Annotated in this window: 26 protein-coding genes and 1 tRNA gene; 8 read left to right on the top strand and 19 right to left on the bottom strand. The window is 64.7% G+C overall.

The features are described from left to right. Positions 1–44 precede the first annotated feature (44 nt). On the top strand, positions 45–1,529 hold the full coding sequence (locus V9K91_RS11035) for an FAD-dependent oxidoreductase (protein ID WP_336442889.1): 1,485 nt from the start codon (positions 45–47) through the stop codon (positions 1,527–1,529). Here the strand turns inward: V9K91_RS11035 and V9K91_RS11030 are convergent, their stop codons facing one another. From V9K91_RS11030 to V9K91_RS11020, 3 genes are all read right to left on the bottom strand, one after another. After that, positions 1,530–1,988, bottom strand: a complete 459-nt coding sequence (locus V9K91_RS11030) for a nuclear transport factor 2 family protein (protein WP_095363708.1) — start codon at positions 1,986–1,988, stop codon at positions 1,530–1,532. A gap of 193 nt (positions 1,989–2,181) precedes the next feature. Continuing rightward, complete coding sequence (locus V9K91_RS11025; RefSeq protein ID WP_249833849.1) at positions 2,182–2,832, bottom strand: DUF2306 domain-containing protein; 651 nt, start codon at positions 2,830–2,832, stop codon at positions 2,182–2,184. 63 nt (positions 2,833–2,895) lie between these two features. Next, a complete protein-coding gene (locus tag V9K91_RS11020; protein ID WP_336442890.1) occupies positions 2,896–4,866 on the bottom strand; it encodes a hypothetical protein in 1,971 nt (656 codons plus the stop codon). Positions 4,867–5,024: 158 nt separating this feature from the next. Here V9K91_RS11020 and V9K91_RS11015 point away from each other — a divergent pair, with 158 nt between their 5' ends. Then, a complete protein-coding gene (locus V9K91_RS11015) occupies positions 5,025–6,218 on the top strand; it encodes a GAF domain-containing sensor histidine kinase (RefSeq protein WP_095363706.1) in 1,194 nt (397 codons plus the stop codon). Here the strand turns inward: V9K91_RS11015 and V9K91_RS11010 are convergent, their stop codons facing one another. From V9K91_RS11010 to V9K91_RS10995, 4 genes are all read right to left on the bottom strand, one after another. Further along, positions 6,219–7,061, bottom strand: a complete 843-nt coding sequence (locus V9K91_RS11010) for an alpha/beta hydrolase (protein ID WP_237334343.1) — start codon at positions 7,059–7,061, stop codon at positions 6,219–6,221. It abuts the gene before it with no gap. A gap of 231 nt (positions 7,062–7,292) precedes the next feature. Further along, positions 7,293–10,223: a two-component regulator propeller domain-containing protein gene (locus tag V9K91_RS11005; RefSeq protein WP_336442891.1), complete on the bottom strand. Its 2,931-nt coding sequence runs from the start codon at positions 10,221–10,223 to the stop codon at positions 7,293–7,295. Between the two features lie 39 nt (positions 10,224–10,262). Next, the gene (locus V9K91_RS11000; RefSeq protein ID WP_336442892.1) at positions 10,263–10,670 is read right to left on the bottom strand and encodes an AraC family transcriptional regulator; all 408 of its coding nucleotides are present in this window, start codon (positions 10,668–10,670) and stop codon (positions 10,263–10,265) included. Positions 10,671–10,752: 82 nt separating this feature from the next. After that, positions 10,753–11,139, bottom strand: coding sequence for a hypothetical protein (locus tag V9K91_RS10995; RefSeq protein WP_184125026.1), 387 nt, complete (start codon positions 11,137–11,139; stop codon positions 10,753–10,755). Between the two features lie 177 nt (positions 11,140–11,316). On the opposite strand from V9K91_RS10995, the gene V9K91_RS10990 reads away from it, so the two are divergent. The 4 genes from V9K91_RS10990 to V9K91_RS10975 all read left to right on the top strand — a co-directional run bounded on the left by V9K91_RS10990 (position 11,317) and on the right by V9K91_RS10975 (position 14,239). Continuing rightward, entirely contained in the window at positions 11,317–11,679 is a 363-nt protein-coding gene (locus V9K91_RS10990; protein ID WP_184125024.1) for an H-NS family nucleoid-associated regulatory protein, read from the top strand. 20 nt (positions 11,680–11,699) lie between these two features. Next, positions 11,700–12,554 (top strand): hypothetical protein, encoded by an 855-nt coding sequence (locus tag V9K91_RS10985; protein WP_255220494.1) that lies wholly within the window; start codon positions 11,700–11,702, stop codon positions 12,552–12,554. A 17-nt stretch (positions 12,555–12,571) separates the two neighbouring features. Continuing rightward, positions 12,572–13,801, top strand: coding sequence for a VCBS repeat-containing protein (locus V9K91_RS10980; RefSeq protein ID WP_217977547.1), 1,230 nt, complete (start codon positions 12,572–12,574; stop codon positions 13,799–13,801). Between the two features lie 90 nt (positions 13,802–13,891). Next, positions 13,892–14,239 carry an RcnB family protein gene (locus V9K91_RS10975; RefSeq protein ID WP_093533296.1) on the top strand — a complete coding sequence of 116 codons (348 nt, stop codon included), beginning with the start codon at positions 13,892–13,894 and terminating at the stop codon, positions 14,237–14,239. A 190-nt stretch (positions 14,240–14,429) separates the two neighbouring features. On the opposite strand, the gene V9K91_RS10970 is transcribed toward V9K91_RS10975, so the two are convergent. Genes V9K91_RS10970 through V9K91_RS10960 form a run of 3 tightly spaced genes read right to left on the bottom strand, consistent with a single transcriptional unit; the run spans position 14,430 to position 16,393 of the window. After that, positions 14,430–15,407, bottom strand: a complete 978-nt coding sequence (locus tag V9K91_RS10970) for a prolyl oligopeptidase family serine peptidase (protein ID WP_336442893.1) — start codon at positions 15,405–15,407, stop codon at positions 14,430–14,432. Positions 15,408–15,449: 42 nt separating this feature from the next. Continuing rightward, the gene (locus V9K91_RS10965) at positions 15,450–16,160 is read right to left on the bottom strand and encodes a hypothetical protein (protein WP_336442894.1); all 711 of its coding nucleotides are present in this window, start codon (positions 16,158–16,160) and stop codon (positions 15,450–15,452) included. Beyond that, a complete protein-coding gene (locus V9K91_RS10960) occupies positions 16,160–16,393 on the bottom strand; it encodes a cyclase (protein WP_095363699.1) in 234 nt (77 codons plus the stop codon). The genes V9K91_RS10965 and V9K91_RS10960 overlap by 1 nt, the downstream gene beginning before the upstream one ends. A gap of 218 nt (positions 16,394–16,611) precedes the next feature. Here V9K91_RS10960 and V9K91_RS10955 point away from each other — a divergent pair, with 218 nt between their 5' ends. Then, positions 16,612–17,121 carry a DUF3011 domain-containing protein gene (locus V9K91_RS10955; RefSeq protein ID WP_095363698.1) on the top strand — a complete coding sequence of 170 codons (510 nt, stop codon included), beginning with the start codon at positions 16,612–16,614 and terminating at the stop codon, positions 17,119–17,121. Positions 17,122–17,131: 10 nt separating this feature from the next. On the opposite strand, the gene V9K91_RS10950 is transcribed toward V9K91_RS10955, so the two are convergent. Both V9K91_RS10950 and V9K91_RS10945 read right to left on the bottom strand, forming a co-directional pair. Beyond that, entirely contained in the window at positions 17,132–17,527 is a 396-nt protein-coding gene (locus V9K91_RS10950) for a hypothetical protein (RefSeq protein ID WP_336442895.1), read from the bottom strand. Positions 17,528–17,619: 92 nt separating this feature from the next. Then, a complete protein-coding gene (locus tag V9K91_RS10945; RefSeq protein ID WP_095363696.1) occupies positions 17,620–18,453 on the bottom strand; it encodes an oxidoreductase in 834 nt (277 codons plus the stop codon). Between the two features lie 88 nt (positions 18,454–18,541). On the opposite strand from V9K91_RS10945, the gene V9K91_RS10940 reads away from it, so the two are divergent. Beyond that, on the top strand, positions 18,542–19,504 hold the full coding sequence (locus V9K91_RS10940; RefSeq protein WP_336442896.1) for an AraC family transcriptional regulator: 963 nt from the start codon (positions 18,542–18,544) through the stop codon (positions 19,502–19,504). Between the two features lie 53 nt (positions 19,505–19,557). Here V9K91_RS10940 and V9K91_RS10935 read toward each other — a convergent pair whose 3' ends face one another. From V9K91_RS10935 to V9K91_RS10905, 7 genes are all read right to left on the bottom strand, one after another. Continuing rightward, on the bottom strand, positions 19,558–21,033 hold the full coding sequence (locus tag V9K91_RS10935; protein WP_336442897.1) for a S1 family peptidase: 1,476 nt from the start codon (positions 21,031–21,033) through the stop codon (positions 19,558–19,560). Between the two features lie 249 nt (positions 21,034–21,282). Further along, entirely contained in the window at positions 21,283–23,265 is a 1,983-nt protein-coding gene (locus V9K91_RS10930) for a PEP/pyruvate-binding domain-containing protein (protein ID WP_337308187.1), read from the bottom strand. Between the two features lie 40 nt (positions 23,266–23,305). After that, on the bottom strand, positions 23,306–23,659 hold the full coding sequence (locus V9K91_RS10925) for a hypothetical protein (protein ID WP_336442899.1): 354 nt from the start codon (positions 23,657–23,659) through the stop codon (positions 23,306–23,308). Continuing rightward, positions 23,652–23,960 (bottom strand): hypothetical protein, encoded by a 309-nt coding sequence (locus V9K91_RS10920; RefSeq protein WP_336442900.1) that lies wholly within the window; start codon positions 23,958–23,960, stop codon positions 23,652–23,654. Before V9K91_RS10920 ends, V9K91_RS10925 begins: the two co-directional genes overlap by 8 nt. A 939-nt stretch (positions 23,961–24,899) precedes the next feature. Continuing rightward, positions 24,900–25,388 (bottom strand): hypothetical protein, encoded by a 489-nt coding sequence (locus V9K91_RS10915; RefSeq protein ID WP_157771693.1) that lies wholly within the window; start codon positions 25,386–25,388, stop codon positions 24,900–24,902. A 146-nt stretch (positions 25,389–25,534) separates the two neighbouring features. Beyond that, positions 25,535–25,876, bottom strand: a complete 342-nt coding sequence (locus tag V9K91_RS10910) for a HigA family addiction module antitoxin (RefSeq protein WP_336442901.1) — start codon at positions 25,874–25,876, stop codon at positions 25,535–25,537. A gap of 135 nt (positions 25,877–26,011) precedes the next feature. Then, positions 26,012–26,086, bottom strand: a tRNA-Val gene (locus V9K91_RS10905). Positions 26,087–26,111 lie beyond the last annotated feature (25 nt).

Here is a 26,111-nt window from a genome sequence, read left to right as displayed (position 1 = left end):
ATCCCCTCCAGATACGTGCATATTACACATACTTGGAGAGAACGATGGGTAACGCCCCTGATGTTGTGATCTGTGGCGCCGGTGCCGCTGGTTTGACCCTGGCCATTGAACTGGCCCGGCGTGGCGTGTCCTTCAGGCTGCTGGAGCAGCGCGACCAGCCGTTCCATGGCTCGCGCGGCAAGGGCATCCAGCCCCGCAGCCAGGAGGTGTTCGAGGACATGGGGATCCTCAACCGGTTGTTCGCTACCGGCGGGCCGTACCCCCTTTCGCGTACCCACAATGCCGATGGCAGCAGCACCGACGGCGCGGTGCTGGAAGCTGCGCTGGCTACCCCCGCCGAGCCTTATCGCCAGCCGCTCATGGTGCCGCAGTTCCTTACCGAAGCCGTGATGCGTGAGCGCTTGGCCGAACTGGGCCATGCCGTGCAATTCAGCCACACGTTGCTCGGCGTCGATCAGGATGGCGAAGGTGTCCACGTCCGCATCGCCACGCCCAGCGGCGAGCAGACGATCAGAACCCGTTACCTGATCGGCGCCGACGGCGGCCGCAGCTTCGTGCGCCAGTCATTGGCGATTCCTTTCCCGGGCCAGACCCTGGGCGTTCGCGCCGTCGTCGCCGATATCGTGCTGCAGGGTCTGTCCCGCGATGCGTGGCACAACTTCAACGAGCACGACATGGCACGCCGCATCTCGCTGTGCCCGCTCATGGGCACGGACATGTTCCAGTTGCAGGCACCGGTGCCGCTGGAGGTCGAGGTGGACCTGTCCGTTGAGGGCTTGGCCGCGATGGTGCACGCGCGGACAGGGCGCGATGACATCACGGTCGAAGGCGTCTCGTGGGCTTCCGCGTACCAGATGAACGCACGCCTGGCAGATCGGTATCGCGTGGGCCGGGTGTACCTGGTGGGCGATGCGGCGCATACCCATCCCCCTACCGGCGGCCAGGGACTGAACACCAGCGCGCAGGATGCATACAACCTGGGCTGGAAGCTGGCGTCCGTATTGGAAGGCGCGCCGGAGGTACTGCTCGATACTTACGAAGAAGAACGCAGGCCCGTTGCGGCGGCAATGCTCGGTCTTGCTACCAGGCTTCTCGAGCACGCCCAGCGCGGCGACAACCGGCGTGGTCGTGAGGTGCAGCAGCTCGACCTGGGGTATCGGGCGTCTTCGATTACGCTGCCGGCCGAATCGCGCGAGGGGCGCATCGAGCCCGGCGACCGCGCGCCTGATGCACCGCTGCAGGGCGCGGGCGGGCAACCCATCCGATTGTTCGAGGTACTCCGCGGTATCCATTGGACGCTGCTGGGCCATGCGGCCGACCGAATCGCTGCGCCGCCGCGCGCCGGCCTGCACGTACACCTCATTGGGCCGAAGGGCGACCTGCGCGACGGCGATGGGCATTTCCAGCGCGCGTACGGACTTGGGCCGGACGAGTGGGTGCTGGTGCGCCCCGACGGCTATGTTGCCGCTGTTGCGGACGGCGGGCGACTTGCCGATCTGGTGTCACATCACGCGGCCTGTTCGCCCTGATTACTTCGCCGCCGGTGCCGTGGAGGCCGCTCTGGGCTTGGAGTACCAGAGCGCATTGACGATGATCCAGCGCTCTCCGAAACGGCCCATGTGGAAGTAGTCCACGAACCAGGGCGTCTCCAGCCGCACCGAGGCCGCGTTGCCGGTAACGTCCAGCACGCGGCAGGTACGGTCCCACTCCGCCTTGGGCGTCTTCAGCGCGCCCTGGCGGGTCAGGCCCACCAGCTCTTCCTTGCTCATGCGGCGCAGGCCAAGCCGCTCGTCCGGGGTTTCGCCGAGCACCATCCGCTTGGCCAGGTCTGGATGCAATGACCGCGCTACCCGCTGGGGATCGGCTTCCAGCTGGCCATCCACATAGTCAAAGCAGGTCGCCTCGATAGCGGCTACGGTGGCGGCATCAGGTGCCGCCGGGGTATTTGCGGTGGCGGCAGCGGCAAACAGCAGGGCAAGTGCGGACATGGAATCCCCAAGAGAGTGACAAGGTAGTCAACAGGTGACGCATCCAACGATTGGATCGATGCCGCTACGGCGCGCCAGGTCGGACCACCTTGCAGTGATAACACCCGCAGGTTGTGCCGTCGACGTTGTACCAGGAATGCGCGCCACCATGTGCCTCGCAATCCCTGCCTTTACCCGCGAAACCCAGGTTGATCTAGAACCAGGGCAGGTGCTGCCTGATGGCAGTCCTCCAACGGTAGGGCGAAGGCCTAGCAGCCAGGACCAGTCGCCGGAATACTTCCAACATGACGAGGGGCAACAGCCAGCTTGCCCACAGCAGGCACGAGATGAGCGTTCCGCTTGGCGCCAGGCCTGAAGCAATGGCTACCGGCAACATCAAACGGAACAGGACGGGCGCCAGGGTCACCGCATAGTTGCGGATCATCCACGTCCTGTGCCGCTCCACTCGGCCACGGTGGATCGCGATCATGGCCAACAGCGCCGTGGTCAACCACGCCAGGGCGGTACCGGCAAAACCAATCTTGATGGAAAGCGGTGCCGGGGTGGTGGCGATCAATCCGGCCGCCGCTGCGCTGGCCGTGAGGACTCCACCGAAGTAGAGATACCCAACCCGCCGATGCAGTGCGGGACGCTCCCACCACCAGCGTGCCAACAGCTGGATCGGCCCGGTCACGATGGCCACCACGCCGCCAGCCAGGTGCAGCCACAGCCAGCCATGGCGATCCACGAAGCGGCCGTACGCGGGGCTGTCCAGAAGCCCGTACTTTGCATACGCCGCCATCAGGAATTCGGCCGATACCACCACGATGATCAGCCAGGTGACGACCACGAATGCGGCTTTCAACACTGTGTCCCGGCGCGATGGCATCAGCGTCTCTTCCGGTTGAGCTACTGTCGAGCCGCCAATCTAGCCAACTCCGACAACCCGTTCAATCCATGCAAGGCGATGGGCATCGGCGGTGTCCCTTCGCACCGCTGCCAGCCCGTCGGCCCGGCCAAAGGCATGCAGCAGCAGCGGTCCAAGGTCGACCAGGGGCGATTTCGCCAGCCCCATCTCGTGCAGCAGGGCGAACGAACGCCCCTCGAACTCGCCGAGCAGCTCGGAGCCGTAGCGCGCCGCGTGGCTGATACCGGACAGATACAGGGCCTTGAACACTTCCTGCTCCGGCCACTGCAGTGCCATCCGCAGCGGCCATTCGATCAGGTTGCGCTCGCCCCACAGATCCTGCTTCCGCGTGACCTCGTTGGCGACCAGGGACAGCGTCAGTGACTGCGCCAGCGCGCCCAGATACGGCTGCATCTGTTCCGCCGTGGGCCGCGTGTAGATCGCATCGTGCGGCGCGCTCTGTACGCCGCCCAGGCGTGCAAGCACCCTGCCTTCCAGCTCCAGTATCGCGGCCTCCAACCCTGCCCTGTCCGACGACACCGCTTCGCGCCCGATCAATGCCACGCGGGCGGTATCCCAGATGCCTAGATCGACCGTCCAGCAGTTCCCTGCCTCACCAATGGAACCGAGTACCAGCAGATCCGTACTGGACGCGAACCCCGCCGCGGTTTCGCGTTCGCCGGCCTCGTCCTGCGCACCGAACAGCACCGGCCCGCCACCCCTGACCACTGCGGCCAGGCAGTGGGCGTGCAGGGATGTCCACTCGTAGGCGCTTTCCGCCAGGTACAGCGGAATGGCGCGACTCAGGCGCCCCAGTTCATCTTCCCGTTGTTGTTCCGCGCGCTCTTCGCCGCTCATGACCTTGCCCAGCATCAGGAACGTCACCTTGCGCGCACTGTCGGGCTTGTTCGCAAACAGCCACTGCGGCTCGCGCAGGCCGTAACGCCAGATCGGAAGTTCGAACGGCATGTTCGCGATCTGCAGTTCTTCCGTGTCGATCGGCCGCGATGATGCACCCGCTTCCCGGCGCGCCTCGTACTGGCTGGCCATTGCATCCAGATGCTGCTTGAACGGCGGAATGTTGAGCGCGTACAGGCGATGCAGCAGCGCCTCGCCCTCGTCCAGGCGATCAAGATGGAGATAGGCCTGGACCAGGTTCATCCCGACCTGCGGCCCATGCGTTTCCGGGTCGTAGGACGGACCGATGAGGTCCACCAGTTCGACGATCCTGCCGGCATTGCCGAGGTCACCTGAAATGACCAGCAACACATCGGTGCTGTGCGCTGCCTGGGCGAGAACGCTGCGGAACTGGTCCAGCGCTGCCGGGACATCCTGCTTCGCAAGGCTTTCCCGCCCCAGATAGAGGCTGGCGCGCCAGCTGCCCGGCAGGGCCGCTGCCTGTTCCAGTGCTGCCCGGTAGGCGGGCTCACCACCGCGCTCGCGCTGCCGTGCAAGCCACCAGCCCAGGCCGTTGTCCTGGTTCGGGTCCAGTTGCAGCGCCTTCCACAACGTTGCATCGGCCTGATGCTCGTCGCCACGGCCTGCCTGCACCTTCGCGAGGTTGGCAAGGAGCGTTGCGGTCTCACCGATCCTGCCGATTGCATCGCGCAGCACCTGCCCGGCCTGCTCGAAGCGTTCCTGCTGCATCAGCACGATCGCGCGGATGACGTGCGCCCGTTCCACGATGGGGTCGATCTCCAGCATCCGCTGGGACGCAGGATCAACCTCGGCGGCGAACCAGTCGTCCAGCGCATTGAGGATGAGTTGGTAAAGCTCGTTGGGCTGGTCCCACATCGCCTTGATCTGGGGCAACAGCATGTTGTCGCGCCAGTCGGCCCGGGTGACCTGCAGTTCCCGGCCGTGGGCGTCGTACACGGTGATGAGCTGGGCTTGCGCTGCCTCCGCCGGAGGCGCTGCAGGCTGGGACACGGCTAGCGGTGGTTTGGCGCTGGCGGGCTTGCCGGTCAGGCTCTGCATCAAACGCTTGAACATCGTTCCTCCATGGGCTGGGCGCAGGCCATTCTGCACCAATCCTGCGGCGGCTGAACCGTTAAGCATCTCCCCTGGTCGCGCGGTGTGCGGCTCTGGATGGATCCCAACACGGCACGATTCGTGTGACCATTACTGGCCTGAAGACCTGCTTGAACCCCATGCGCCAACTGTCCGATCCCGCCCTGCTCCGCGATATCGCCGAGATCGGCCGCATCGCGGCCGTGCCACGCATCCTGGAAACGGTGGCCCACATCACCGGCTGCCGGTTCACGGCCATTGCCCGGGTGACCGATACCACCTGGACGGCGTGCGCCACCCACGACACCCTGGGCTTCGGCCTGGTGGCGGGCGGCCAGCTGGTGCTGGAGACCACCATCTGCGATGAGATCCGGCAGTCGCCCAAGCCGGTGGTGTTCGCCCATGCGAGCCTGCACCCGGTCTACTCCACCCACCACACCCCGCGCATCTATGGGCTGGAGAGCTACGCCTCGGTACCGATCCATCGTCCGGATGGCAGCTTCTTCGGCACCCTGTGTGCGATCGATTCGGCGCCGGCCACGTTCGATGAGCTGCATATCCAGCGCTCGATGGAACTGTTGGCCGAGCTGGTCGGCAACTACCTCGATACCGAAGAACGCCTTGAACAGGCGGCAGTGGCGCTTTCCGATGCGCAGCAGGTGGCTGAGCTGCGCGACCAGTTCATCGCAGTACTGGGCCACGACCTTCGCAATCCGCTGCAGTCGATCAGCATCGTGACCGAAACACTCGAAGCTGCGCCGCATACGGATTACCAGCAGCGCATGTTCGACCACATCACGGCCAGCGTGAATCGCATGGAGGGGTTGGTAAGCGATGTGCTCGACTTCGCGCGTGGCCGCCTGGGTGGCGGCATTCCCGTGGCATTGCGCAGCGCCGACGGCTTGGCGGCCGACCTGCAGCACGTGGTGGACGAGGTGGCGAACGCTACCGGGCGTTCGGATATCGCGGTGCGGATGGAGATCAATGGAGCGGTGGTGTGCGATTCCAACCGCCTGGGCCAATTGCTGGCCAACCTGCTGACCAATGCCGTGCAGCATGGCGATGCCGCTGCGCCGATCGCGCTGGAGGTACAGGCCGTTTCAAGCGGACTGGTATTGACCGTGCGCAACGGCGGGCATATTCCCGCCGAGCGACTGGCGACCATTTTCAGGCCGTTCTCGCGCGAGAAGGCGGAGCTGCCGCGGCCCGGCCTGGGGCTGGGGCTCTACATCGCCGCGGAGATTGCGCGGTCGCATGGGGGCACCCTGGTGGTGGCCTCGGATGAGGCCACCGGTACAGCGTTTACGTTCCGGATGCCGGGTGGCAGCGCCTGATCAGGATTTGATGAAGGCCAGCAGGTCCGGATTGATCACGTCGGCGTGCGTGGTCAGCATGCCGTGCGGGTAGCCCTTGTAGACCTTCAGGGTGCCGTTCTTCACCAGCTTCACCGACAGCAGCGCTGCGTCCGCGATCGGCACCACCTGGTCGTCATCGCCGTGCATGACCAGCGTGGGCACGGTGATCGCCTTCAGGTCTTCGGTCTGGTCGGTTTCGGAGAAGGCCTTGATGCCTTCGTAGTGGGCCTTGGCGCTGCCCATCATGCCCTGGCGCCACCAGTTCTGGATCACGCCCTGCGAGATGGTCGCGCCGGGGCGGTTGAAGCCATAGAACGGGCCGGTCGGGAAGTCCACGAACAGCTGCGCACGGTTGGCCGCAACACCGGCACGGATGCCGTCGAACACTTCGATCGGCAGGCCACCGGGGTTGGCCGCCGTCTTCAGCATCAGCGGCGGCACTGCGCTGACCAGCACCGCCTTGGCAACGCGCCCCTGCGGCTGGCCATGCCTGGCCACGTAGCGCGCCACTTCGCCACCCCCGGTGGAATGGCCGATATGCACGGCATTGCGCAGGTCCAGGTGCTCGAATACGGCGGAGGCATCGGCTGCGTAGTGGTCCATGTCATGACCGTCGCTGACCTGTGCCGAGCGGCCGTGGCCACGGCGGTCATGGGCGATCACGCGGTAGCCCTTCTGCAGGAAGTACAGCATCTGGGTGTCCCAGTCGTCCGACGACAGCGGCCAACCGTGGTGGAAGACGATGGGCTGCGCATCGCGCGGGCCCCAGTCCTTGTAGAAGATGCGGACGCCGTCTTTGGTGGTGACGAAATTCTCGGACATGAAAGTGTTCTCCGGAGCGGGGGAAGGGGTGCGCGCCATCGCAAAACCCGGCAGCGCCATGACGGCCAGCGCCGAGGCACCGGCCTGGAGCGCCTGGCGGCGGGTGAGCATCAGCGTTTCCAACACGTTGGGGGGCATCGGTGAATCCTGCGCAGGGGCGGCACCTCACATGGAGCCAGATACCGGCAGGTTCACGCTTGTACGCCGTTGCTCTTCATGCCGATGCCGGGACTACCGGCGCCGGGGCTCCCACGCGAAGGACGCCGGTACCTGCAGGTCGATCTCCGTTCCGCGCCCGGAGCGTCCGCTCAGGATCGTCAAGGTGCCACCGGCGCGCGCAGCGCGCTCGCGCATGCCTTCCAGGCCCCAGTGCCCTGTCATGGCCTCTGCCCCCTGGGGTAACCCGATCCCGTCGTCGCTGATGCGCAGGTGGAAACCCTGACGCCCATAGCTGACCAGGATCTGCACCTGCGCGGCGCGCGAATGACGGAATGCATTGAGCAGGGCTTCGCGGCCGATCATGTACGCCTCTTCGGCCGCGCAGGTCTGCATGGCGCGCGGCGTGCCTTCCACCACCAGGCGGACGGCCGGGGTCTCAAGGCCATGCGCCTCCTCCGCCACGCCCATCAGCGCAGCGCCAAGATCGCGCGCGCGTTCCACATCGCCACGCAGGCCGCGCACGCGCTCACGGCCGTCGGCCGCCACCTGCTCGGCCATGGTCATCGCCGCTTCCAGCTCCGCGCGGACCGGATCGGTGGGCGGCAGCTTGCGGCTGGACGCATGCAACCGCAGGATCAGTCCCTGCGTGCTCTGCAGCAGGGTGTCGTGCAGCTCGCGTGCGATCCGCTCGCGCTCGCGGTGACGCTCATCCAGGCGTGTACGGATGCGTGCCGCCAGCTGCCGCAGCCGGCCCAGGTACAGCAGCCACAGCAGGGCCGCACCCGCGATCACGCACAGCACGCGGAACCAGGCGGTTTCCCAGTAATGCGGTGCGACGTTGACCACCAGGCGGGCGCCCTGCTCGTTCCAGACCCCATCGTTGTTGCTGGCCGCTACCCGGAACACATACTGCCCCGAGGCAGGCGCGTTGTAGAACGCCGAGCGCGCGGTCGAGGCCTCGAACCATTGCGGATCGAAGCCCTCCAGCTGATAACGGAAACTGACCCGCTCGGGAATTGAAAGACTAAGCGCTGTGAAGCGGATGCGCAGGTTCTTCGTTCCTGCCGGCAGCTCGACGGCGCCTGCATTGATCGGTACGTCGGCCCCATCCACCGCCACCGACAGGATCTCCACCGGCGGTGCTACTGGGTTGCGCACGATCTGCGCCGGATCCATCGACACCAGGCCGCTGGTCGTGGAAAACCACAGCCGCCCATCCTGGGTCCGCGCAGCGGTGGGCAGTGGCCGGAACTGGGCGGCGATGCCGGGCAACGCATCCAGCGCGTCGAAGCGCTCGTAACGCGGGGTGCCCTGCGCGTTGAACAGGCCGGCGATGTCGCCGTCGCGCACGTGCACCACGCCACGTGCACCGTTGAACCACAGGCCGCCTGCAGCATCGGCCACGATGCCGCTGATGCCACGCAGGTCTTCGCGCACCGCCGGCAGCACGTTGTGCAACCGGCCTTCGGCCACCCGCGCCAAGCCGCGCTCGCCGCCCATCCACATGCCCTGCGCGTCCTCGAACAACGCCGTGACGTTGCCCACGTCCAGCGGTTCGCCCGTCCATGGCGTGGAGAACACCCCGTGGTCGAGCACTGCCACCGCGTTACGGGCAAAGCCCAGCCACAGCCGCCCGCTGGCATCGGTCTGCATCACCAGCGGCGAACCACCCGTGGGCAATCCAGGCCTGTCCTGGAAGTGTGCCCACTGCCCGTCTTTGAACCGGTACACACCCGGCGTGTTCAAGGACACCCACAGCGCGCCGTCCGGGGTGGTCGCGATGGCCTGCACACCCGAGCGCGCCGCCACCGGCAGCCCGGATACCTTCGAGAAGCGCTCGCCGTCACGGCGCCACACCCCGTCCGGCCCGGCCAACCACGTGGTGCCGGCGGCATCGCGGTGCATGGCGGTGATTCCCGCCGGCAGCGCCAGCGTCTGGCGTGTGGCCATGTCCACGCGCTGCAACGGGTGGTTGCGGGTGCCCACCAGCAGCGCGTTGCCGTCCGCGACCATGGCAAACTCCTGCGCACCTTCGGGCATCGGCACCTGCACCAGGTTGGCATGGCGGAAGCGATCCAGCCCGCGACTGCCGCCCACCCACACATTGCCCTCGCGATCCTCCAGCAACGGCTGCGCGTAATCGGAGCTGAGCCCGTCCACCCGGCGGAAGCGTTCCACCTCCGCCCGGTTGCGTTGCGGTGAGCGGCGAACCAGCCCGGTCCCCAGCGTGGTCGCCCAGAGCACACCGTCGCGGTCGAACAGCAGCCCGGCCGATTCCACGGCATCGCCCTGGCCGGACAGCGGGCGCACACCGCCGTCCGCTTCGGCCACCCAGATGGCTCCGTCCGGCGCCTGGGCAATCTGGCTTACCCGGCCCACGCGCGCCGGCACCCGTTCGAATGCGCTTGCCCCGCGCCTCAACACCACCATGCCGGCCTCGGTGGCGATCCACAGCGTGCCCTCGCGATCGGTGAACAACGTCCGCGCCTGTCGTCCCGGGTAGCCCATCGCCTGCGTGGGCCGCACCCAGCGCTGGCCCTGCAGGAAGAGCGGGCCGGTAAAGGTGGCGGCCCACAAGCGGCCCCCGCCGTCTTCGGCGAAACGGAATACGGTGCTGGTCGGCAGTCCCGCCGCCGAACCGTAGTGGCGCACGCCCGTGCGCTCGACCCGGCTCACCCCGCCATAGCGGAAGCCCACCCACAACCCGCCATCGTGGGCGGCGTACAGGGTCGACACACTGGTCGCGGGAAACGCGTCATCGCCGGGCGGCACGAAGCGCGTGAAGCGCACGCCATCGAAACGGTATAGGCCGATTTCGGTGCCCAGCCAGAGATAGCCATCCGCCGTCTGCGCCAGCGCGGTCACCTGCCCCGGTGCGCCCTGGTTGACCGTCCACGCGGTGTGGTGGAACTGCCCCACTGCCCGCGCCGGGTCCAACGCCGCGGCATGGCCGCCCAGCAGCAGCAGGCACGCGCAGGCGATGGCACGGAATGTGATCGTCATGGTCAGCCCCTGCGCGTCGGGACCATCATACAAAAACGACTACCCGCAAGGCGTTCCGTCGCACGGCTGGCACCCCGACGGGACGACAGCGCGCACGTAGGCGGTAGGCGTGCACCCCAGGCTGCGGCGGAACCAGCGTACGAAGTGGCTCTGGTCGTAGAAACCCAGCGCACTGGCAACCTGGCAGACGCGCTGCCCCTCGGTACGCAGCAGGTGCCGGGCGCGCTCGATGCGCCGCATGCGCAGGTATTCCATCGGGCTCAGCCCGGTCTGCTCGCGGAACGTACGGGCAAAGTGGAAACGGCTCATGCACGCCGCCCCGGCAATGGCGCTGAGCTGCAGGGGTTCGGACAGGTTGGCCTCGATGTAGTCGACCGCCCGCCCCACCGCGCGCGAAGGTGCGCCCGGCACGGGTTCCACGGCGATTGCCGGAAGGTTGGCATGCATTGGCTCGGACCTCGCGAAATCCACCCGTGCATGCTGTGCCTGCAGCGCGCCCCGCCCAAGCCCCGATTGGCTGGGCGCACGACTACTCTTTCGGGTGAGTGCCCGCGTGGTCGTCGCTGCCGCGCCGCGACGCCGGCCGCTCCAGCACCCGTCGACCGAACAGCACCGCATCCACCGAATACGCGCCCGGACCCAGCAACAGCAGCGCCAGCAGCAGAGCCGCCAACGGCCAGCCGTCCAGCGCGGCATCCACCCCGGCCAGGACCAGCGCCACTCCTATCCCCAACGGAAGTAGTCCGCCGAACGCGATCAGGGCGGCGGCGAGCCACGCCCACGCGATCAGGTCGGGCGGGGGCAGCGCCCCGCGCAGGCCCCACGGGCCTACCAGCATCAACGACAGCACCAGGCGAAACAACAGCAGGCCCACGCCGGGCGTGCGGTCGGGAAAGGTTGCGTACAACAGCTGCACCGGGGCGCCTCCAGCGTCGATCTGGCTGACCCCATTGGGGACCCATCGGCGCCGGCGCGCATGCCTCGAAAGAGTAATACGCCCCTCCCCCGCGGGTTGTCTGACGCAGATTCCGGGGAATGATCACACGGTCATTTGTTATCGTGACCGCCTTCAGCCCATCTTTCCTGGACTCTCATGCCCCGCAAGCCGTCTGCCTCCCTCTCCCCGCACGCAGTGCTGCGGGCAGCTACCAAGGAGGCGTATGAGCGCGTCACCCTGCTGCTGACCACCAGCTTCGACGATTTCAGCCCGGAACAGCAGCGCCGGCTGCGCGCCCTGCTGGGCAGCGAGGGTGCGGCCAGCCCGGCCAAGCGGGCCAAACCCGCCAAGGCAGAACGCAAGGAACTGCCGCCGCGTTACTGGCTGCCGCATACCCAGGAAACCTGGTCCGGTCGCGGGCGCGTGCCGAACACCTTCCTCGCCTGGGAGGGCACCGTGGCCCATACCGAGTGGAAGAAGCACCACCCCGATGAGCGCTTCCCGGCCTATCCGGGCTGAACGCGAAGATGAGCGGTGACATGAAGATGCGCAGGGCCGTGGGAACGCACGGCACCCTGCATCGCATCGAGGGCCTGCAGAAGCGACACGATACGCAGCAGTCCCTGCCCACCCTGCTTTGCGACAGCGAAGGGTGCGGCGCCCCGGTCAGGTTTGTAGCGGCGGACCCTTCCTATTTCGCTCTCGCCAAAGGTGCCGAGCACCAGCCGGGCTGCCGGTACAACGCCCCCGGCCGCTTGCAGGCCATTCTGGCCGCCGGTTCGGATCCTGATTTCCTGCCTGCGCTGGACGACGGCCGGCACGAGCTGCGCCTGCTGTTGCTGCAGCACGCCCTGAAACGTGGCGGGATCGAGCAGCAGACCCTCGACGGCTATCTGGGCACCCTTGCCGACCTGCTGGTGCTGCGCGTGATGTGTGAAAGCGACGACCTCGTGGCCTCGGAGGTCACCCTGCGCCTGGGCAAGAAACGCGTGGACTGGGAGAATTTCTTCTACGACCAGGAACGCTACGACCAGGCCTGGGAGCGGATTGGCACCGGGACTACCGACCTGCCCATGGCGCTGGTCGGCACGGTAAGGTCGCACCGCTCGCCGCAGCCGGGTTCGCTGTTCCTCAACTGCGCGCCGAAGTACCAGCACACCGGCGTGGCCGATCGCCGTGATTTCTACGAAGTCAGCGTCGGGCATGCCGACGCCGCCTGGCTGAAATCCTTCCCGGTGGGCGCGGAGATCGTGATGTTCGGGCTGTGGCGCCAGGGCCGAAGCAGCACGTCGTCCAGGCCACACCCCACCGACCCGCGCCGGACCATCACCAACGTCACCCACAAGCTTGCACTATGGCCAGGCTTCAAGCGGCAACTGGCCCTGGTTGAATGAACTGGAGAACGAACAGCATGCGCCGACCCACCCCGTCATTCCTGCTGTTCACGGCCTTGTCCTGCGCCTCGATCACCGCCTGTGCGGCGCCACCGCCGCCGGCCACCACGCTGTTCACCGACGTCACCGCTACCCACGTTCCTGCGGATGCCGAGCTGCACGCCTTGGATGCGGCGCTGCTGGATGCCGACGGTGACGGCGACCTGGATGTCGCGGTGGCGGTGGAGAACGGCGCCAACCGGCTGTACCTCAACGATGGCACCGGCAAGCTCAGCCATACGCCCGGTGCGTTCGGTTCCATCGCGGGCGACAACGAGCATGTACGCGTGGCCGACTTCAATGGCGACGGCCACCTGGATGTGGTGTTCGTGGCCGAAGATACCGAGCAGCACAACCTGTTCCTGGGCGACGGCAAGGGTGGGTTCACCCGGGTAAGCGAGCGCCTGCCCGCCACCAGCCAGGCCAACGCGGTGGCGGTCGGCGATGTGAACGGCGACGGCCTGCCCGACATCGTGGTGGGCAACACCACCGAAGGAAAGGAGGGCGTGGCGCAGCCCTTCCTGTGGCTCAATGACCGTGCACGCCCCGGGTGGTTCATCGATGCCAGCATCTCCCACCTGCCCGCCATCGACGTGCAGGCACAGGGCATCGTGCTGGCCGATCTGGATGGCGATGGCGACCTGGACATGGCCATTGCCAGCCAGGATCCGATCAACCGGCTGCTGTTGAACGATGGCGGCGGACGCTTCACCGATGCCACCGACCGGCTGGGCAAACAGGTACCTACGGAGACCCGCGAAGTACATGCCCTGGATGCCAACGGCGATGGCCGGCTGGACCTGGTGTTCTTCAACCTCACCAGCAACAACCGGGACTGGGACAAGGACCCGCAGACGCGGTTGCTGATCAACCAGGGCAACGCGCGCTTCAAGGATGAGACCCGTACCCGCCTGCCCACCCACCGCTTCTCAAGCTGGGGCGGCACCGTGGTGGACTTCAACCACGATGGTCATCCCGACCTGGTGGTCAGCGCCATCGACGTGCCCGGTTTCGTGCCGCTACAAGTACGTGCGTGGCAGAACGATGGGAAGGGCAATTTCAGCGACGTCACCGCGAAGGTGATTCCCGCTGCCACCGTGGGCCGCAGCTGGAGCATGGCGCGTGGAGACCTGGATGGCGATGGCAAGCAGGACCTGTTCATCGGTGGCTGGCAGTCGCAGGCGCGGCTGCTGCTCAGCCGCCCATAAGCCCTCCACATTCCCACGGCTTTCTTCACAGAGCCTGCTCTATATTCCGGACCACGCCGCCGCTCGCTGCGGCTGGAATGGGAGCTTGATATGAAAGCCGCACGTCTGATTGGCATTGCCGCACTTACCGTTGCCGCCTTGGCCGCAGCGCCTGCCTGGGCCGATCCGCCCCACCATGCACGCGGCAACGGCCCGCCCCCGCATGCCGGCGGCCCGGACAAGCGCCACGCACCGCCGCCGGGATGGCAGAAGAAGGCCTGGCACCGCGGCGACCGGCTCAGCTGGTCGGAGGTGGACCGTCGTTACTGGGTTGACGACTACTCGCGTTACGATCTGCGCGAACCGGGCCGCGGCCATCGCTGGGTGCGGCAGTCCGACACCGAGTACCTGCTCGTTGAGATCGCCACCGGCGTGATCATCGACGCCCTGCGCCGCTGACGCGGCGCCCTCTAGAGAAGGTCTGCGGTCGGCGCACTTCCGGCCGCGTGCCATCACCGCAAGCGCGGCAGGAATCACTGCCGCGCTGCTGCTCCGCATTGCGCGCGATGCGCCGCAGTGCCGGCGTGCTGCTGAAGGGCAATGGGCTTCCCACCGACCTGCTGCTGTCCAGTGGTAAGGACCGTTAGCGTTACGAGTCACCTTCCTGCGCCGTCAACCACTCAAGCACCTCTTGGTGCAGTGCCTCGCTCGCCTGCGGGGTCGCCGCTCCCCACAGGCTGTGCCGCATGCCCGGAATTTCCCGGTAACGGAACACCACGCCCGAGCCCTGCATGAGTTCGGCCAGCTTCCGTGCGGACGCCACCGGCACCGACCCGTCGCGTTCGCCGTGCACGACCAATAGCGGCGCCTTGAGGTCCCGCAACACATTGGCCTCCACCGCATCCAGGCGGCTGGCCCATGTCGCGTAGGTGTTGGATTCCCCCATCCAGTCGCGCGTGGGCACCGGCGCGGCGCGGATCTCGTCCATTTCCTTGCGCAGCGATTCGCGGCAAGCAGCAGTATCCGCAGGCGCGGAGCACACCATGGCCTCCATGGAATCCGCCATCCGCATTCCGCCGCCAACGCCCACCAGCGCCACGGCTTTGGTCTGCGGGTAGTACGCCGCCAGCTGCGCTCCAATGCGCGCCCCATCGGAGAAGCCCCACACCAGCAGCTCCCCGTTCCACCAGCTCGCATGCCGGTTCAGGTGCTGCAACGCGCGCAGATGGTCAATCACGCGTTGGTCGATGGAGTAGCGCTGCCGAAACTCCGCGCTGCATTGGAAATCTGGTCCGATCTCGATATTTCCCTCGGCGTTGAGCGCCGGGATGGTTGGGCCCGGCTTCTCGATCACGGCCAGCGCGAAGGGATGGGCACCGTCACTCTTCTCCAGCAGCCAGGCAACGCTTTCGTTGTAGGTGGAGGGGATGCACAGCGAGCCGTCGATATAGACCAGCAGCGGCACCTTGCCCGTCGTAGAGGGGCGCTGCACGTGCACGGCCAATAGGCTGCCGTCCACGCGCGGCACCGTCAGGAGATCTTGAAACACTGCATTCGCGGCTGCAGCCGGCAGGCCAACAAATAGCGAAAGAAGCAATGCACCCATTCGACCCAGGAAGGCCGGCATTCCAGTATTCGGTTTCACGCTGCGGCTCACTCCGTGGGTCGATCAATGCGGAATATCAATCAGATCTCTTGGCGGGGACCTACCCAACAGAATCTTGATCTCAATGCCGGCCACCGCTTCAAGTTCAGCTTTCGCGGTCAGGTAGCGCTGCTCGTCTGTTCCACTCACCATGACTTCGATCAAGCCAAGTTCCGGACGACCACTCAGGCCGGTCACATCCGGAAAAAACTCCAGAGCCCTGGCGCTTGCCTTGCTCATGATGTCGCTGAATTCCTGCGCCGTGTAGGGGTAGCCTTGCTCGAACTCAACCCTCACATCGGTCCCGCGTACTCTGATGAGCTGGAAAGGCTCCGTTGCAGGCCCCTTCAAACCTACCACCAGGTGCTGGTAAGGCATTGACTCGATCGAGATGAAGGCCATCCTCTCTCGATATCGCTCCCGTAGGTCCTGGACATGTGGCATAAGCTCTGACTCGATCAGCAGCCGCTCCCGGGCAACTTCAAGGGAAACGCCGTTGGCCTCCATGTAAGCGCTTGCCTCAACGTCGGGCACATCGTTACCCAGCACCGGAGCACTGCGCGGCATCCCACCCGGCGCTCTGGAGGGTTCAGCGCTGCTTCGTGCATTGGCCGCTGGGGCCGGATTGCCCTCTTCAACCCGATGGTCTTGCTTTCCACCACAGGCCGAACCCAGCGCAATCGCCGCGAGAACGAATGCCCGCCGCACGTTCGGTCCGATGCCGTGCCACGCCATCATTCCCCTCCGTCAAGCGCATCCAGTGGGCGCTTGTGCGGCTCTTCGATGATCCGCTTGTTGAGAATGCGCACCGTGCCGACCATCAGCAGCCGCATGTCGCGAACGATGTAATCAGCAAGCGCGTCATCACTGATGTCGTCGCCTTCGATATCCAGCCGGAACTCCTGGCCCTGGATACCACCACCATTGCTGAACTCGATTTCGAAATCAAAGCAGACACGCTTTTCCATTCAAGCCTTCCGATCCATGCGGCCGAGGTCTGCCGGATTCTCGCACGACACCCCGGCCAAGGCGACCATCGAATTGCCCACCGCTACGTACTTCTACTGGTCCCGCCCGCACTCGCACGCAGGTCACTTCGACTTCACCACTGCGCAACGATCCCGGCGGTACGTTTCCTGCGCCTGCACCGCCTCTGGCAGGGCGCAAAACACTTCAGGAATCAACCATGCGTACATGCATCGTTCTGGGTCTGTCGCTGTTGGTCGCTGCCCCTGCATGGGCCGCCGACGTCACCTGTGAATCCAAGGGTCGTGGTCGAACCGAGTGCCCCATGGACACCCAGGGGGATGTGCAGGTCAAGCGGCAGTTGAGCAAATCGCCCTGCACCGAAGGGGTGAGCTGGGGCTTGAGCAAGCATGCCGTGTGGGTCGAACAGGGCTGCCGTGCCGTCTTCTCGAATGCATCGGATAGCGCGGCAGCAGCACCCACCGCCAGCGGGGGGTTGCCGTTGTTCAACGCCACCTGCCCCGGCGGCCTGGATGTCCATGGCGACCAGGGTGGCCCGGTGTACGTCAACGGCAAGGAGGCCACGTTGAACAAGTCCAACGACAACTACTACGAAGCCAAGGACGCCGCCACGGGTACGGTCATCTCGCTGAGCAAAAACCCGGACGGATCGCTGTCGGTGTCCTACACCGGCCGCAAGGGTGCCAACGGCATCTGCCAGCTGCGGTGACCCGCGAACCTCACGCTTTGCGGGCGAACAGCAGGATGACCACGAACACCGGCAGTGGCGAGAGCATCATGATGATGCCCAGCCCGATGTTGGCGCCGCCGCCGGTGTTCATCCATCCATCGGCGTAGTACCAGCCCCACAGCGCAAGCGAAACCAGCAGCCCGGCGATGAAGCCTCGGCGCACGCGAGGTGGGCGGCGGATACCTACCCACAGCGAGAACAGAGCGAACGGTGCCAGGGCCAGTGCCGTGCGCACCCAGCGTGGCTGCAGCTCTGGCCCCATGCCAAACGTGCGTGAGCGCAGTGAATCGAGCACCCACTCAACGCCCCACACAATGGTGAGCGCGTAGACCACGGAAACCAGCAGCAGCGCTGCGCCGGAAATCCTTCTGGTATCAGACGGCATGGATGTCTCTCTGGATACATGCGGCAACATGCGATTCCAATGAAAGCACAGGCCGAAGTCTGCTCGCCACCCGCGATGCAACTGCCCCTCGTTCAGCCATCGGTGGAGCGGGTAACGCTCTCCCAGCGCACGAGGTCATCCAAGGCAGTCATGTGCTTCTCGCGAACCAGGGCCAGGGCATCGCTGCCAAGCAGCAGGTGCGCGGGGGGCGCTTCGCTGTCCATCAGGGCCAACATGGCCTGCGCGGCCTTCCGTGGGTCGCCGAGCTGCTTTCCACTGACCTCCTGCCGACGCTGGCGGATCGGGTCGAACACCGCGTCATAGTCGCTCAGGGTGCGCGGTGAACGCACCATCGAGCGGCCTGCCCAGTCGGTCCGGAAGGAGCCCGGCGCCACCGCCGTCACATGGATTCCCAGGTCACGGACTTCCTTGCCCACCGCTTCGCTGATGCCCTCCAGCGCGAACTTGCTTCCACAGTAATAGGCAATGCCCGGCATGGTGATGATGCCGCCCATCGAGGTGATGTTGAGGATCCGCCCCGCGCGGCGGGAGCGCATTCCGGGCAGTACGGCCCGCATCATCGCCACGGCGCCGAACACGTTGACGTCGAACTGCCGGCGCATCTCCGCCAGTGGCGATTCCTCCATTACGCCTTCATGGCCATAGCCGGCATTGTTGACCAGCACATCGATCGGCCCCAGTTCCGCCTCCACCGCGCCGACGACCGCGCCGATGGCCTGATCGTCGGTAACGTCCAGCAGGCGTGCATGGGCGCGCCCGGGCGCCAGCGCCTCGAACGCCGCGATGCCGTCGGCCTGGCGCAGCGTGCCAACCACCTCGTGGCCAGCGGCCAGGGCTTCGCGGGCGAGCGCAAGGCCGAAGCCGCTGCTCACACCGGTAATCAGAATTCGCTTGGGGTGCGTCATGGGGTGCTCCATCAGGGGATGGGGTGCACAATAGTTCCACCACCCGGTCCCGCTAAGGCGTAATTCACTCCGTTTATTGCCTAATCCTATGACACCCACCAACGCCATCTCCCACTCCGCACCGGCCAGCCCCCTGCCGCTGGCACCGCTTGTGCTCGCGTTGGCACCGGTGGAGGGCTACAACCTGACCGCGCTGCCAAGCGTGCGCGTGCTCCGCTCCGACCGCCCGCTTTCGCGAACCCCGGTGCTGTACGACCCGGGCATCGTGATCGTCTGCCAGGGCTGCAAGCGCGGCTACTTCGGTCAACGCACGTACGTGTATGACGCCAACCAGTACCTGGCCGTCTCCGTGCCGGTGCCGTTCACCATGGAAACGGATGCATCGGCGGAATCCCCGCTGCTGGCGCTGTACCTGCACCTGGATTTTCCGCTTGCGGCCGAGTTGATGCTGGAGATTGACCGCCACGGCATCAGCTCAGACGTGGCACAACCGCAGAGCATGATGTCCAGCCCATTGGATGACGCCATGCAGCTCACCCTGGAGCGCCTGCTCCGCGCACTTGCCGATCCCGTGGAATCGATCCTGTTCGGCCCCCAGCTGCTCCGTGAGCTGTACTACCGCGTGCTCACCGGCCCGCAAGGGGCCGTGCTGCGCGCGGCACTCTCCCAACAGGGAAGGTTCGGAAAGATTGCCAAGGCGCTTGAACGCATCCACTCGGACTACGACCAAGCGCTGGATGTCGCACGGTTGGCCCAGAGCGCCGGAATGAGCACGCCCTCGTTCCACAGTCACTTCAAGGCGGTGACCTGCACCTCGCCCATGCAGTACCTGAAATCAACGCGCCTGCATCAGGCTCGCCTGCTCATGGTGCGCGAGGGCATGACGGCTGCTGCAGCCTGCCATGCGTTAGGTTTCGAAAGCACCTCGCAGTTCAGCCGCGAGTTCAAGCGGCTGTTCGGGCTGACACCTGCCAAGGAAGCACAGCGCATGCGAGACAGCTTCGCCATTCCGCAGGCATGGCCCGGCGCAAGCTATGTTTCATCCCACTGACGCAGAGCGCCTGGAGCCCATCCGCCCGTTCACTGGAAGGCCAATGTAAGGCTTCACAGCGAAGTGCACGTGACGTCTGCCTCAATGGTGTCAGTAACAATGGCGGACCTGTCTTTGAGCGAGACCCGTACACGGGAAACCTTCACCTCACCAGGTGTGCCGGGTGTGCAAGCCCAATTGAAGGTAAGGGGGGACGGAGCATACGTATCGTAGGTGGTGGTCCCATCACTGCAGATCCAACCGGCAGGGCACGTTACGGTTTCCAGCGTCAACTGGAGAGGAAACCGGGGGTGACCGGTGAAGTTCACTGCCACCGGGACGCTGGCGCCGGTGCCCGACACGGCCGGAACGCTTTCCAGACGGAATGGCGCGAGAATGGGCTCCACTCCAAGCTCGGACAGCAGGCCAATCGGCATGAAGTAAAGGTCATTGAGACGATCTCCCTGCCCTCGGCCATGCACCAGTCCCAATGCCCTATTGCCTAAGTAGACCGGCCCACCACTGTCACCAAAGTCTGTCATTTCACTTCCTTGGGGATGACTTACCCGAATATAAGTCCCTATCTCATTGTTGTATTCAGTAATCGCAGTAGGGTCGACAATGACCCCGCAAGTACGGCCAGTCGTAACACCGGTTTTGCAGACGTCTGCTCCGAGAGCCAAGTCCTCCGGGGTAGCCACACTTGTTATGGGATGTTGAACGCCCTCTACCGTTATCTCATTGCGCTGAACATGAATAGTGCTGTTGCTGGGTTGCGCACCCCATTGAACATCAAACGAACCAGCATCCCGCTCTGCCTTGAATTCAACCCGTGCAGTTGGATTTCGGTGGTAATTGTCGTTCTCGCAGTGTCCGGCCGTTGTAAGCCCAAGCTCTCCTGTAGCTGTTTCGACAACGTTGAAGCCCGATGTACAGGATTGCGTCCCGTTGTACCCATCAAGGCGGTGGCCACCCGAGATGTCGGTTGTTTGGATGAAGTCTTTCGATGGGTCGACGCCTTTGACTTCTTCAATCCGTATGAAATCGACGACAGACAACAGTTTGGCAAGTGCCTTTCTGGCAGCGCTTGCATCGTAAACACGCAGGGTCAGTTCCGAGGTCTTGATATCCGTACCGCCTTCAAACTTGATTCCTGCAGCTGCCAGTTGGGCCGCCATCTCCTGTTGCGTTGCCAGCAGGAACTCAAGTGATCGCGGTGCCGACTGGGCAACGTAACGAGGATCCTTTGTGTAGCGGGCAAGTTGAGCCCGAGCATCGCCGGTGAATCGGACGACGACCTTGAAGGTCGGATAGTGCTCCATCCACAGTCCAGCGAAGGAATCGGGAAGCTCCTTCTGAAGGCGCCGATTCAGCATCATTGCGTCATCTTGATTGATGGTTCGCGCTTTCGCTTGATCGACCGATAAGTTCATCTCCTCAGCGTACCCCTTCAGCCCGGCGTCATCTGTCTGCGCATAGGCGTCAGGAGTAAGGAGGGTGGGGACGGCCATGGCCGCAATCAACGACAGGGATAGGGTTACGTATCGCATCGGTACTCCTTTCAATTGCTTGGGAGAGCAAATCCATGTTCGCAGAGCTTTTCCCGGATGCCGTGCGGACAACTCCAACCATAGGCCGAATGACCCTCGTTGGACGTGCGCTGCCTCACAATTTTCTCCAGCGCCCCGCCTCGCTTCCACCAGCGTCACGTCCTGCGATTCGGCAGCGACAGCGTTCCGCCACGCGCGGATGGCAGCGTGCCTATCTCCGTCTGGCGACGGGTTGACTGATCAGATGCGCTATCGCGCGCCGCCATCCACATACGGCCGCGACTGCAGCATCACGATCTCATCGCCCACCACGGCCCACTCGATATCTTGGTCCACCCCGCCCAATGCCTGCTTGGTGGCCTTGCCCACCTTGGCCAGGCGCGCGATCAGCGCATCGGTAAGCACCTGCCGTGAGCCGGTGATGGGCACTTCGCGCACGCCGCCACCGGCCTTGGCCACCAGCTGCGTATCTTCGGCCGACCGGCTCAGCACCTGCACCGCTTTGGACCAGTCCGAGTACATCACCTGTTCGGCCTGGCGCTTGCCCTCCACCACGCGGATGCCCAGCCCGCGCTTGGCTGAGATGTAGGTGGTGTGCTGGCGGGCGCGATCAAATGGATCGCGGGTGATCATCACCCCGGAGCTGTCCGAGGGAGCCGCCAGCTGCACCAGCACCGCCATGGCCACCGCATCCTGCTGCAGGCCGGCAGCGGTGCGCGCTTCGTAGGCCTCGAAGTTGTAGACCGAGGCCCACACCGTCTGTACGGCCTTGGCCACGGCATCGGCGCGGGTCACGTTGGGCACCGTGGTGTACAGCCCTGCCCCACTGAAGCCCGGCAGATCCTCCGAGTTGGACGAGCTGCGTACGAATACGCCGCCGGCTTTCAACTGGCCCTGCCACTGTGCATCCAAGGCACGAATGAAGGCAGGGTCGGGCGCGGCATTGGCGATCTCCGCACGGAGCGCGGCCAGCGCCTCGCGGCGGACGTTCGGGTCGGTATTGAATCCGGGGCGGCGCTGTAGCTCCTGCAGGCGCTGGGGAATGTCCAGCCGCTGCATGGTCGCCTGGTAATGCGCGAAGGGAATGCAGAAGCCATCGGGCACGCGCGCCAACGGTGGCAGCGCCGCCTTCAGCGTGCCAAGGTTGGCTGCCTTCACCCCGCAGTGGCTGCTGTCGCGTGCACGCAGCGCGGCCAGCGGCGTAAGCGCGACCACCGCCAGATCCGGACGCGGCAGGTTGCGCACCGTGGCGCGTGCAGGCGCTGCAGACGGCGTGCGCGCCGGGCGTGCCAGCGGCGTGACCCGGTAGTCGTTGTTGCTGACCTCCAGCGCCACCCACCGTCCGTCGTACTGGCGCAACGCGTTCTGGGCGTCGCGCACGTACACGTTTGGAATGCCCCACCCCTTCGCCAGCAGGTTCACATGCGACAACAGCGTGGACGGCCGCTGCGTGACCAGCCCGGCTACCGGGGCCAGCGCGATCGGCACCTCGTCCAGCACCGGAATATCGCGCGGCGACAGCGTGCGCAGCTGCGCCTCGGTACGCACGATCCGCAACCTGCCCTCGGCCTTGCCCGTGTTCAGCGGCAGGAAACGCTGCTCACGCAACAAGGCCTCCTGGCTGACGAACGGCAGCTTCATGCCATTGGCCAGCTGCTCATGCTGGGTGGAGTTGGTCTTGAAGCGGATCGGATCACGGAACGATGCGCGCACCACCTCGTCGGTCTGCCGCAGCAGCGCGGCGGTGAGCTTGTCGCCCTCCCAGAACTCGTAGGTGTACCCCGGCAGGTCCTTCTGCCAGCTCACGGTACCGAACAGGAAGCGCCGCTGCGGATCGCGGTACTGCGCATTGAGCGTGGCCTTGTCCAGCGAACGCACCAGCCCCTGGCGGCGCACGAAGTTCTCGTGCAGCTCAAAGCGCGGCGTATTGATGTAGTACACGCGCGCCGCATTCTGCCGGTCAACCACGAAGATCAGGTGCGGCATTTCCAGCGCGGTGCCCGCGTTGTAGACACGGGCAAGCTGCATGAACTGCTCACGGCCATCGATCCGCGACAGGTAGTCCGGCCCCACCGCTGGCTGCGCAGCAGCGTCATTGTCCGGGCGGTACTCGTAGGGGGAAGGCTTGCGAGCTGTCTGCGCCAGCACGGGCGCGACAGCACCCAGCACCAGGGCGAGCAGGACGAGCCCCCCCATGCACAGTCTGCCGCGCACCGTACCCCTGAGCTTCATGCCGTGATCCTTCACCGTTGGAATCCGGATTCTACGGCCTTCAGCCCTCCGCCTCAGCAACCACCCGCCGCACCACCGAATGGCACCCGCGTTCCGTCATGGCCCGTGCCCGAGCGGCTATCTCCCTGCCATTCGGCACCGCCTTGGCCAGCTCTTCTTCCGACCAGTACCTGCGCCCTTCCCAGGCGCCCAGGCGGTCAAACTCTTCTGACATGTCAGCGAACACGGCGAAGTCCCTGTCCCATTCGTCAACGCCTGCCGCGCGCCGCAGCAATGTGAGCCGGTGGCAGCCTTCCACCACATCCACCAGCCTGACCAGCATGCCGGCACAGATCCGCAGTGCCTCCCTTCGCGCCGGCGATACGTACCGTTTATGACGCTCGTGCTCAGCCATGGGTGTCTCCTCCCGACACGCCACCAAAGACGCTGCCTTTCCATTGGCACTGCCGCTGGAACAGCGCTTCGACATCCCGCTCGTCGCGCTGCATGTGCAGCGGCCGCGTCAGCCTCGCCACCGCCACGGCAGCAACCGGCACGGCGTTGCCAGGCCGCCTTGCCACGGAATCGGCAGGCGCGCCCTGCACCGCCACGTACGCCTGCATCAGTTGCCGCAGCACCGTGGCTGCCGGCAGGAAATTGCGCGCCGCCGCAGCCTGGAAGTTGGCGCGCAAGGTGTCTTCCATCTTCGCCCGCATGAGTACGCGCCTGCTCATGACAACCTCCCTGCGTGGGCCAGCTCCCGCTGCACTTGGCGGGGACCCTTCGGAGCCACCGGCGGTGGCGTTTCGATCACGGTGAGGGTGATGGAGCCTTCCTTCACCTCAACCGCCACCCTGGCACCGATCTCGAAGCCGACATCCCGCAACCAGCGGCCAGTCAGCTTGAGACAAGGAACGCGTTCGTAGCGCCCCATCCCGCCAGGCAGTTCGTACCAATGCCCACACATCCTGTAAGCGCTTGGCGGGCGGGAAAAGGCTTTGCGCTTGGGGCGAAGTTCGTCTTCGTAGGGCGTAGCAGCCCGCGATCTAAACATGTTGGACCTCCGGCACGTGTTGCTCTCGTCGGAGTGACAAGAGCGTCGGGAGGCTAGGAACCGTTAAGCAGAAGAAACGGCGGGCGTATTTCCCCGAGGGTGTTGTATTAGCCACCCTCCCGACAAAGGGACGTCCAACATTCTGCTTATTTAGAGTTCCTAGGCTCTGCGCAACACCATGCAGGATGATGCGGATGCTGGGAAATCGTTTGTATCTCTTGATCTGGCGATCTTGGTTGACGAAACCTAATTGATGACGCAAGTGACCTTACTTACTCATCAATCAGCGAATTCATTTCACACTTCCGCATGAGAACTGCACATCACCTAACAAGAAGAACATCAAGCACTCTACAGAGAGTGTGTCGGAAACTACCGCTTCGGACGACTCGTCAAATCAAGGCCGGCCGCGATCGTGGATGCCTTGCTCCTGGCTGGATCCCTGAGTATTCGGTATGCCGCAGTCTTGGCCGCCGAGAACGTCGGGTAGCAATACCGGGGCTGAGACAAGTACAAACCCGCAGCCACTCTCGCCTTCTTACTGTTCTCCGGATCGTGCAACACCTTGGAGACTGCCATTGCCACCTGACGAGAAGTTATTTCATCTTTCACTTTGCACCTCCTGAGCATGTTTGATCAGTCCAACAGGTGAAGGATCGCGCACCGCAACGAGCACGATCAATACAAGAAGAACTGAAAAAATGGCCGCTCCAACAACACCGGCTGCCACATTGGCAACAAACTTCGGCCAGAATCTGTTGCTTGACCGGATCTCGGCAACAACGACCCCGTCACGTATCGAGGCTCTATAGCTTTCGTCGATGGAGCGCGAAACGTCCTCGGAGTAGCCGTTCAACACGCCTTCCGCAGTGCTACGCGCCCGATTCAACGCCGAAACAGGCTGCTGCTCGTACCAATTGCAGACCTGCTCGCTGGTAGGAAGACATCCCGATCTGGTTTCAACGTGACGCATCCACTCGATCCGCTCCTGCTCAAGGACAGCGAAAGCCAACAGACCTAGCAGCCAGCCCTCGGGAGCGTTATCTACCAGGGCTTTATAGGCATCTTCCGAACCTGAGAGCGTATCCATGCAATTCCTGCTTCGAAGACCGATGCATCACACTGACTCACAATGGCGACGACGGGAAATCGTTTGTTCCTGCTGATACTTGGAAATCCATCAGTTCCATCTACAGACGTGACGCGAACTGCACGCCTTGGCGATCTACTGTTCGGTCAGCTCGCGCGAGGTCGAATGCGTGCGATCAACTGGGCCAGATCGCGGCTGGCTACTTCCAGGTCATAGTTCATCTGCAGGTTCAACCACACCTGAGGGGTCGTGCCGAAATAGCGCGCAAGGCGCAACGCAGTGTCGGCGGTAACCCCACGACGACTGGCGATGATGTCCGAGATGCGGGCTGGAGTGACATCGATTGCCGCAGCCAAAGCCCGCGCAGACATGCCCAAGGGAGAGAGAAATTCCTCGGCCAGGATTTCACCAGGATGGACCGGCGGAAGCACGTGTGCAGTGCTCTTCGCGTTGCTCTTCGCGTTGCTCTTCGCGTTCGTGTTTTTCATCTGTACGGATATCGTTTTGGCTACACGCCCGTATCGTATACCGATACACGATACACACCAAGGAAAACAGTTGCGAACGCGGTCACGACCACAACAAAAAAGCCCCCGTTTCCGGAGGCTTTTTTGACTGAATCATGGTGGGCGGTGCAGGGTTCGAACCTGCGACCCTTGCCGTGTGAAGGCAATGCTCTACCGCTGAGCTAACCGCCCGATGCTGCTGAGCCGCTCATTATAG

The sequence above is a fragment of the Stenotrophomonas sp. CCNWLW57 genome (assembly GCF_037203925.1).
Taxonomy (GTDB): domain Bacteria; phylum Pseudomonadota; class Gammaproteobacteria; order Xanthomonadales; family Xanthomonadaceae; genus Stenotrophomonas; species Stenotrophomonas rhizophila_A.
This window is presented reverse-complemented; position numbering and strand designations above follow the sequence as displayed.

What these genes read in the sequence shown, in the direction of transcription:
- V9K91_RS11015 (WP_095363706.1), top strand. Translation starts at nt 5,025, where the DNA reads ATGCGCCAACTGTCCGATCCCGCCCTGCTCCGCGATATCGCCGAGATC.
- V9K91_RS10930 (WP_337308187.1), bottom strand. Translation starts at nt 23,265, where the DNA reads ATGAAGCTCAGGGGTACGGTGCGCGGCAGACTGTGCATGGGGGGGCTC.
- V9K91_RS10950 (WP_336442895.1), bottom strand. Translation starts at nt 17,527, where the DNA reads ATGCCGTCTGATACCAGAAGGATTTCCGGCGCAGCGCTGCTGCTGGTT.
- V9K91_RS10945 (WP_095363696.1), bottom strand. Translation starts at nt 18,453, where the DNA reads ATGACGCACCCCAAGCGAATTCTGATTACCGGTGTGAGCAGCGGCTTC.
- V9K91_RS10920 (WP_336442900.1), bottom strand. Translation starts at nt 23,960, where the DNA reads ATGCGGGCGAAGATGGAAGACACCTTGCGCGCCAACTTCCAGGCTGCG.
- V9K91_RS10910 (WP_336442901.1), bottom strand. Translation starts at nt 25,876, where the DNA reads ATGAAAAACACGAACGCGAAGAGCAACGCGAAGAGCAACGCGAAGAGC.
- V9K91_RS11020 (WP_336442890.1), bottom strand. Translation starts at nt 4,866, where the DNA reads ATGTTCAAGCGTTTGATGCAGAGCCTGACCGGCAAGCCCGCCAGCGCC.
- V9K91_RS11005 (WP_336442891.1), bottom strand. Translation starts at nt 10,223, where the DNA reads ATGACGATCACATTCCGTGCCATCGCCTGCGCGTGCCTGCTGCTGCTG.
- V9K91_RS11030 (WP_095363708.1), bottom strand. Translation starts at nt 1,988, where the DNA reads ATGTCCGCACTTGCCCTGCTGTTTGCCGCTGCCGCCACCGCAAATACC.
- V9K91_RS10985 (WP_255220494.1), top strand. Translation starts at nt 11,700, where the DNA reads ATGAAGATGCGCAGGGCCGTGGGAACGCACGGCACCCTGCATCGCATC.
- V9K91_RS11010 (WP_237334343.1), bottom strand. Translation starts at nt 7,061, where the DNA reads ATGTCCGAGAATTTCGTCACCACCAAAGACGGCGTCCGCATCTTCTAC.
- V9K91_RS10915 (WP_157771693.1), bottom strand. Translation starts at nt 25,388, where the DNA reads ATGGATACGCTCTCAGGTTCGGAAGATGCCTATAAAGCCCTGGTAGAT.
- V9K91_RS10960 (WP_095363699.1), bottom strand. Translation starts at nt 16,393, where the DNA reads ATGGAAAAGCGTGTCTGCTTTGATTTCGAAATCGAGTTCAGCAATGGT.
- V9K91_RS10970 (WP_336442893.1), bottom strand. Translation starts at nt 15,407, where the DNA reads ATGCCGGCCTTCCTGGGTCGAATGGGTGCATTGCTTCTTTCGCTATTT.
- V9K91_RS10940 (WP_336442896.1), top strand. Translation starts at nt 18,542, where the DNA reads ATGACACCCACCAACGCCATCTCCCACTCCGCACCGGCCAGCCCCCTG.
- V9K91_RS10935 (WP_336442897.1), bottom strand. Translation starts at nt 21,033, where the DNA reads ATGCGATACGTAACCCTATCCCTGTCGTTGATTGCGGCCATGGCCGTC.
- V9K91_RS10955 (WP_095363698.1), top strand. Translation starts at nt 16,612, where the DNA reads ATGCGTACATGCATCGTTCTGGGTCTGTCGCTGTTGGTCGCTGCCCCT.
- V9K91_RS10990 (WP_184125024.1), top strand. Translation starts at nt 11,317, where the DNA reads ATGCCCCGCAAGCCGTCTGCCTCCCTCTCCCCGCACGCAGTGCTGCGG.
- V9K91_RS11000 (WP_336442892.1), bottom strand. Translation starts at nt 10,670, where the DNA reads ATGCATGCCAACCTTCCGGCAATCGCCGTGGAACCCGTGCCGGGCGCA.
- V9K91_RS10975 (WP_093533296.1), top strand. Translation starts at nt 13,892, where the DNA reads ATGAAAGCCGCACGTCTGATTGGCATTGCCGCACTTACCGTTGCCGCC.
- V9K91_RS11035 (WP_336442889.1), top strand. Translation starts at nt 45, where the DNA reads ATGGGTAACGCCCCTGATGTTGTGATCTGTGGCGCCGGTGCCGCTGGT.
- V9K91_RS10925 (WP_336442899.1), bottom strand. Translation starts at nt 23,659, where the DNA reads ATGGCTGAGCACGAGCGTCATAAACGGTACGTATCGCCGGCGCGAAGG.
- V9K91_RS10965 (WP_336442894.1), bottom strand. Translation starts at nt 16,160, where the DNA reads ATGGCGTGGCACGGCATCGGACCGAACGTGCGGCGGGCATTCGTTCTC.
- V9K91_RS10980 (WP_217977547.1), top strand. Translation starts at nt 12,572, where the DNA reads ATGCGCCGACCCACCCCGTCATTCCTGCTGTTCACGGCCTTGTCCTGC.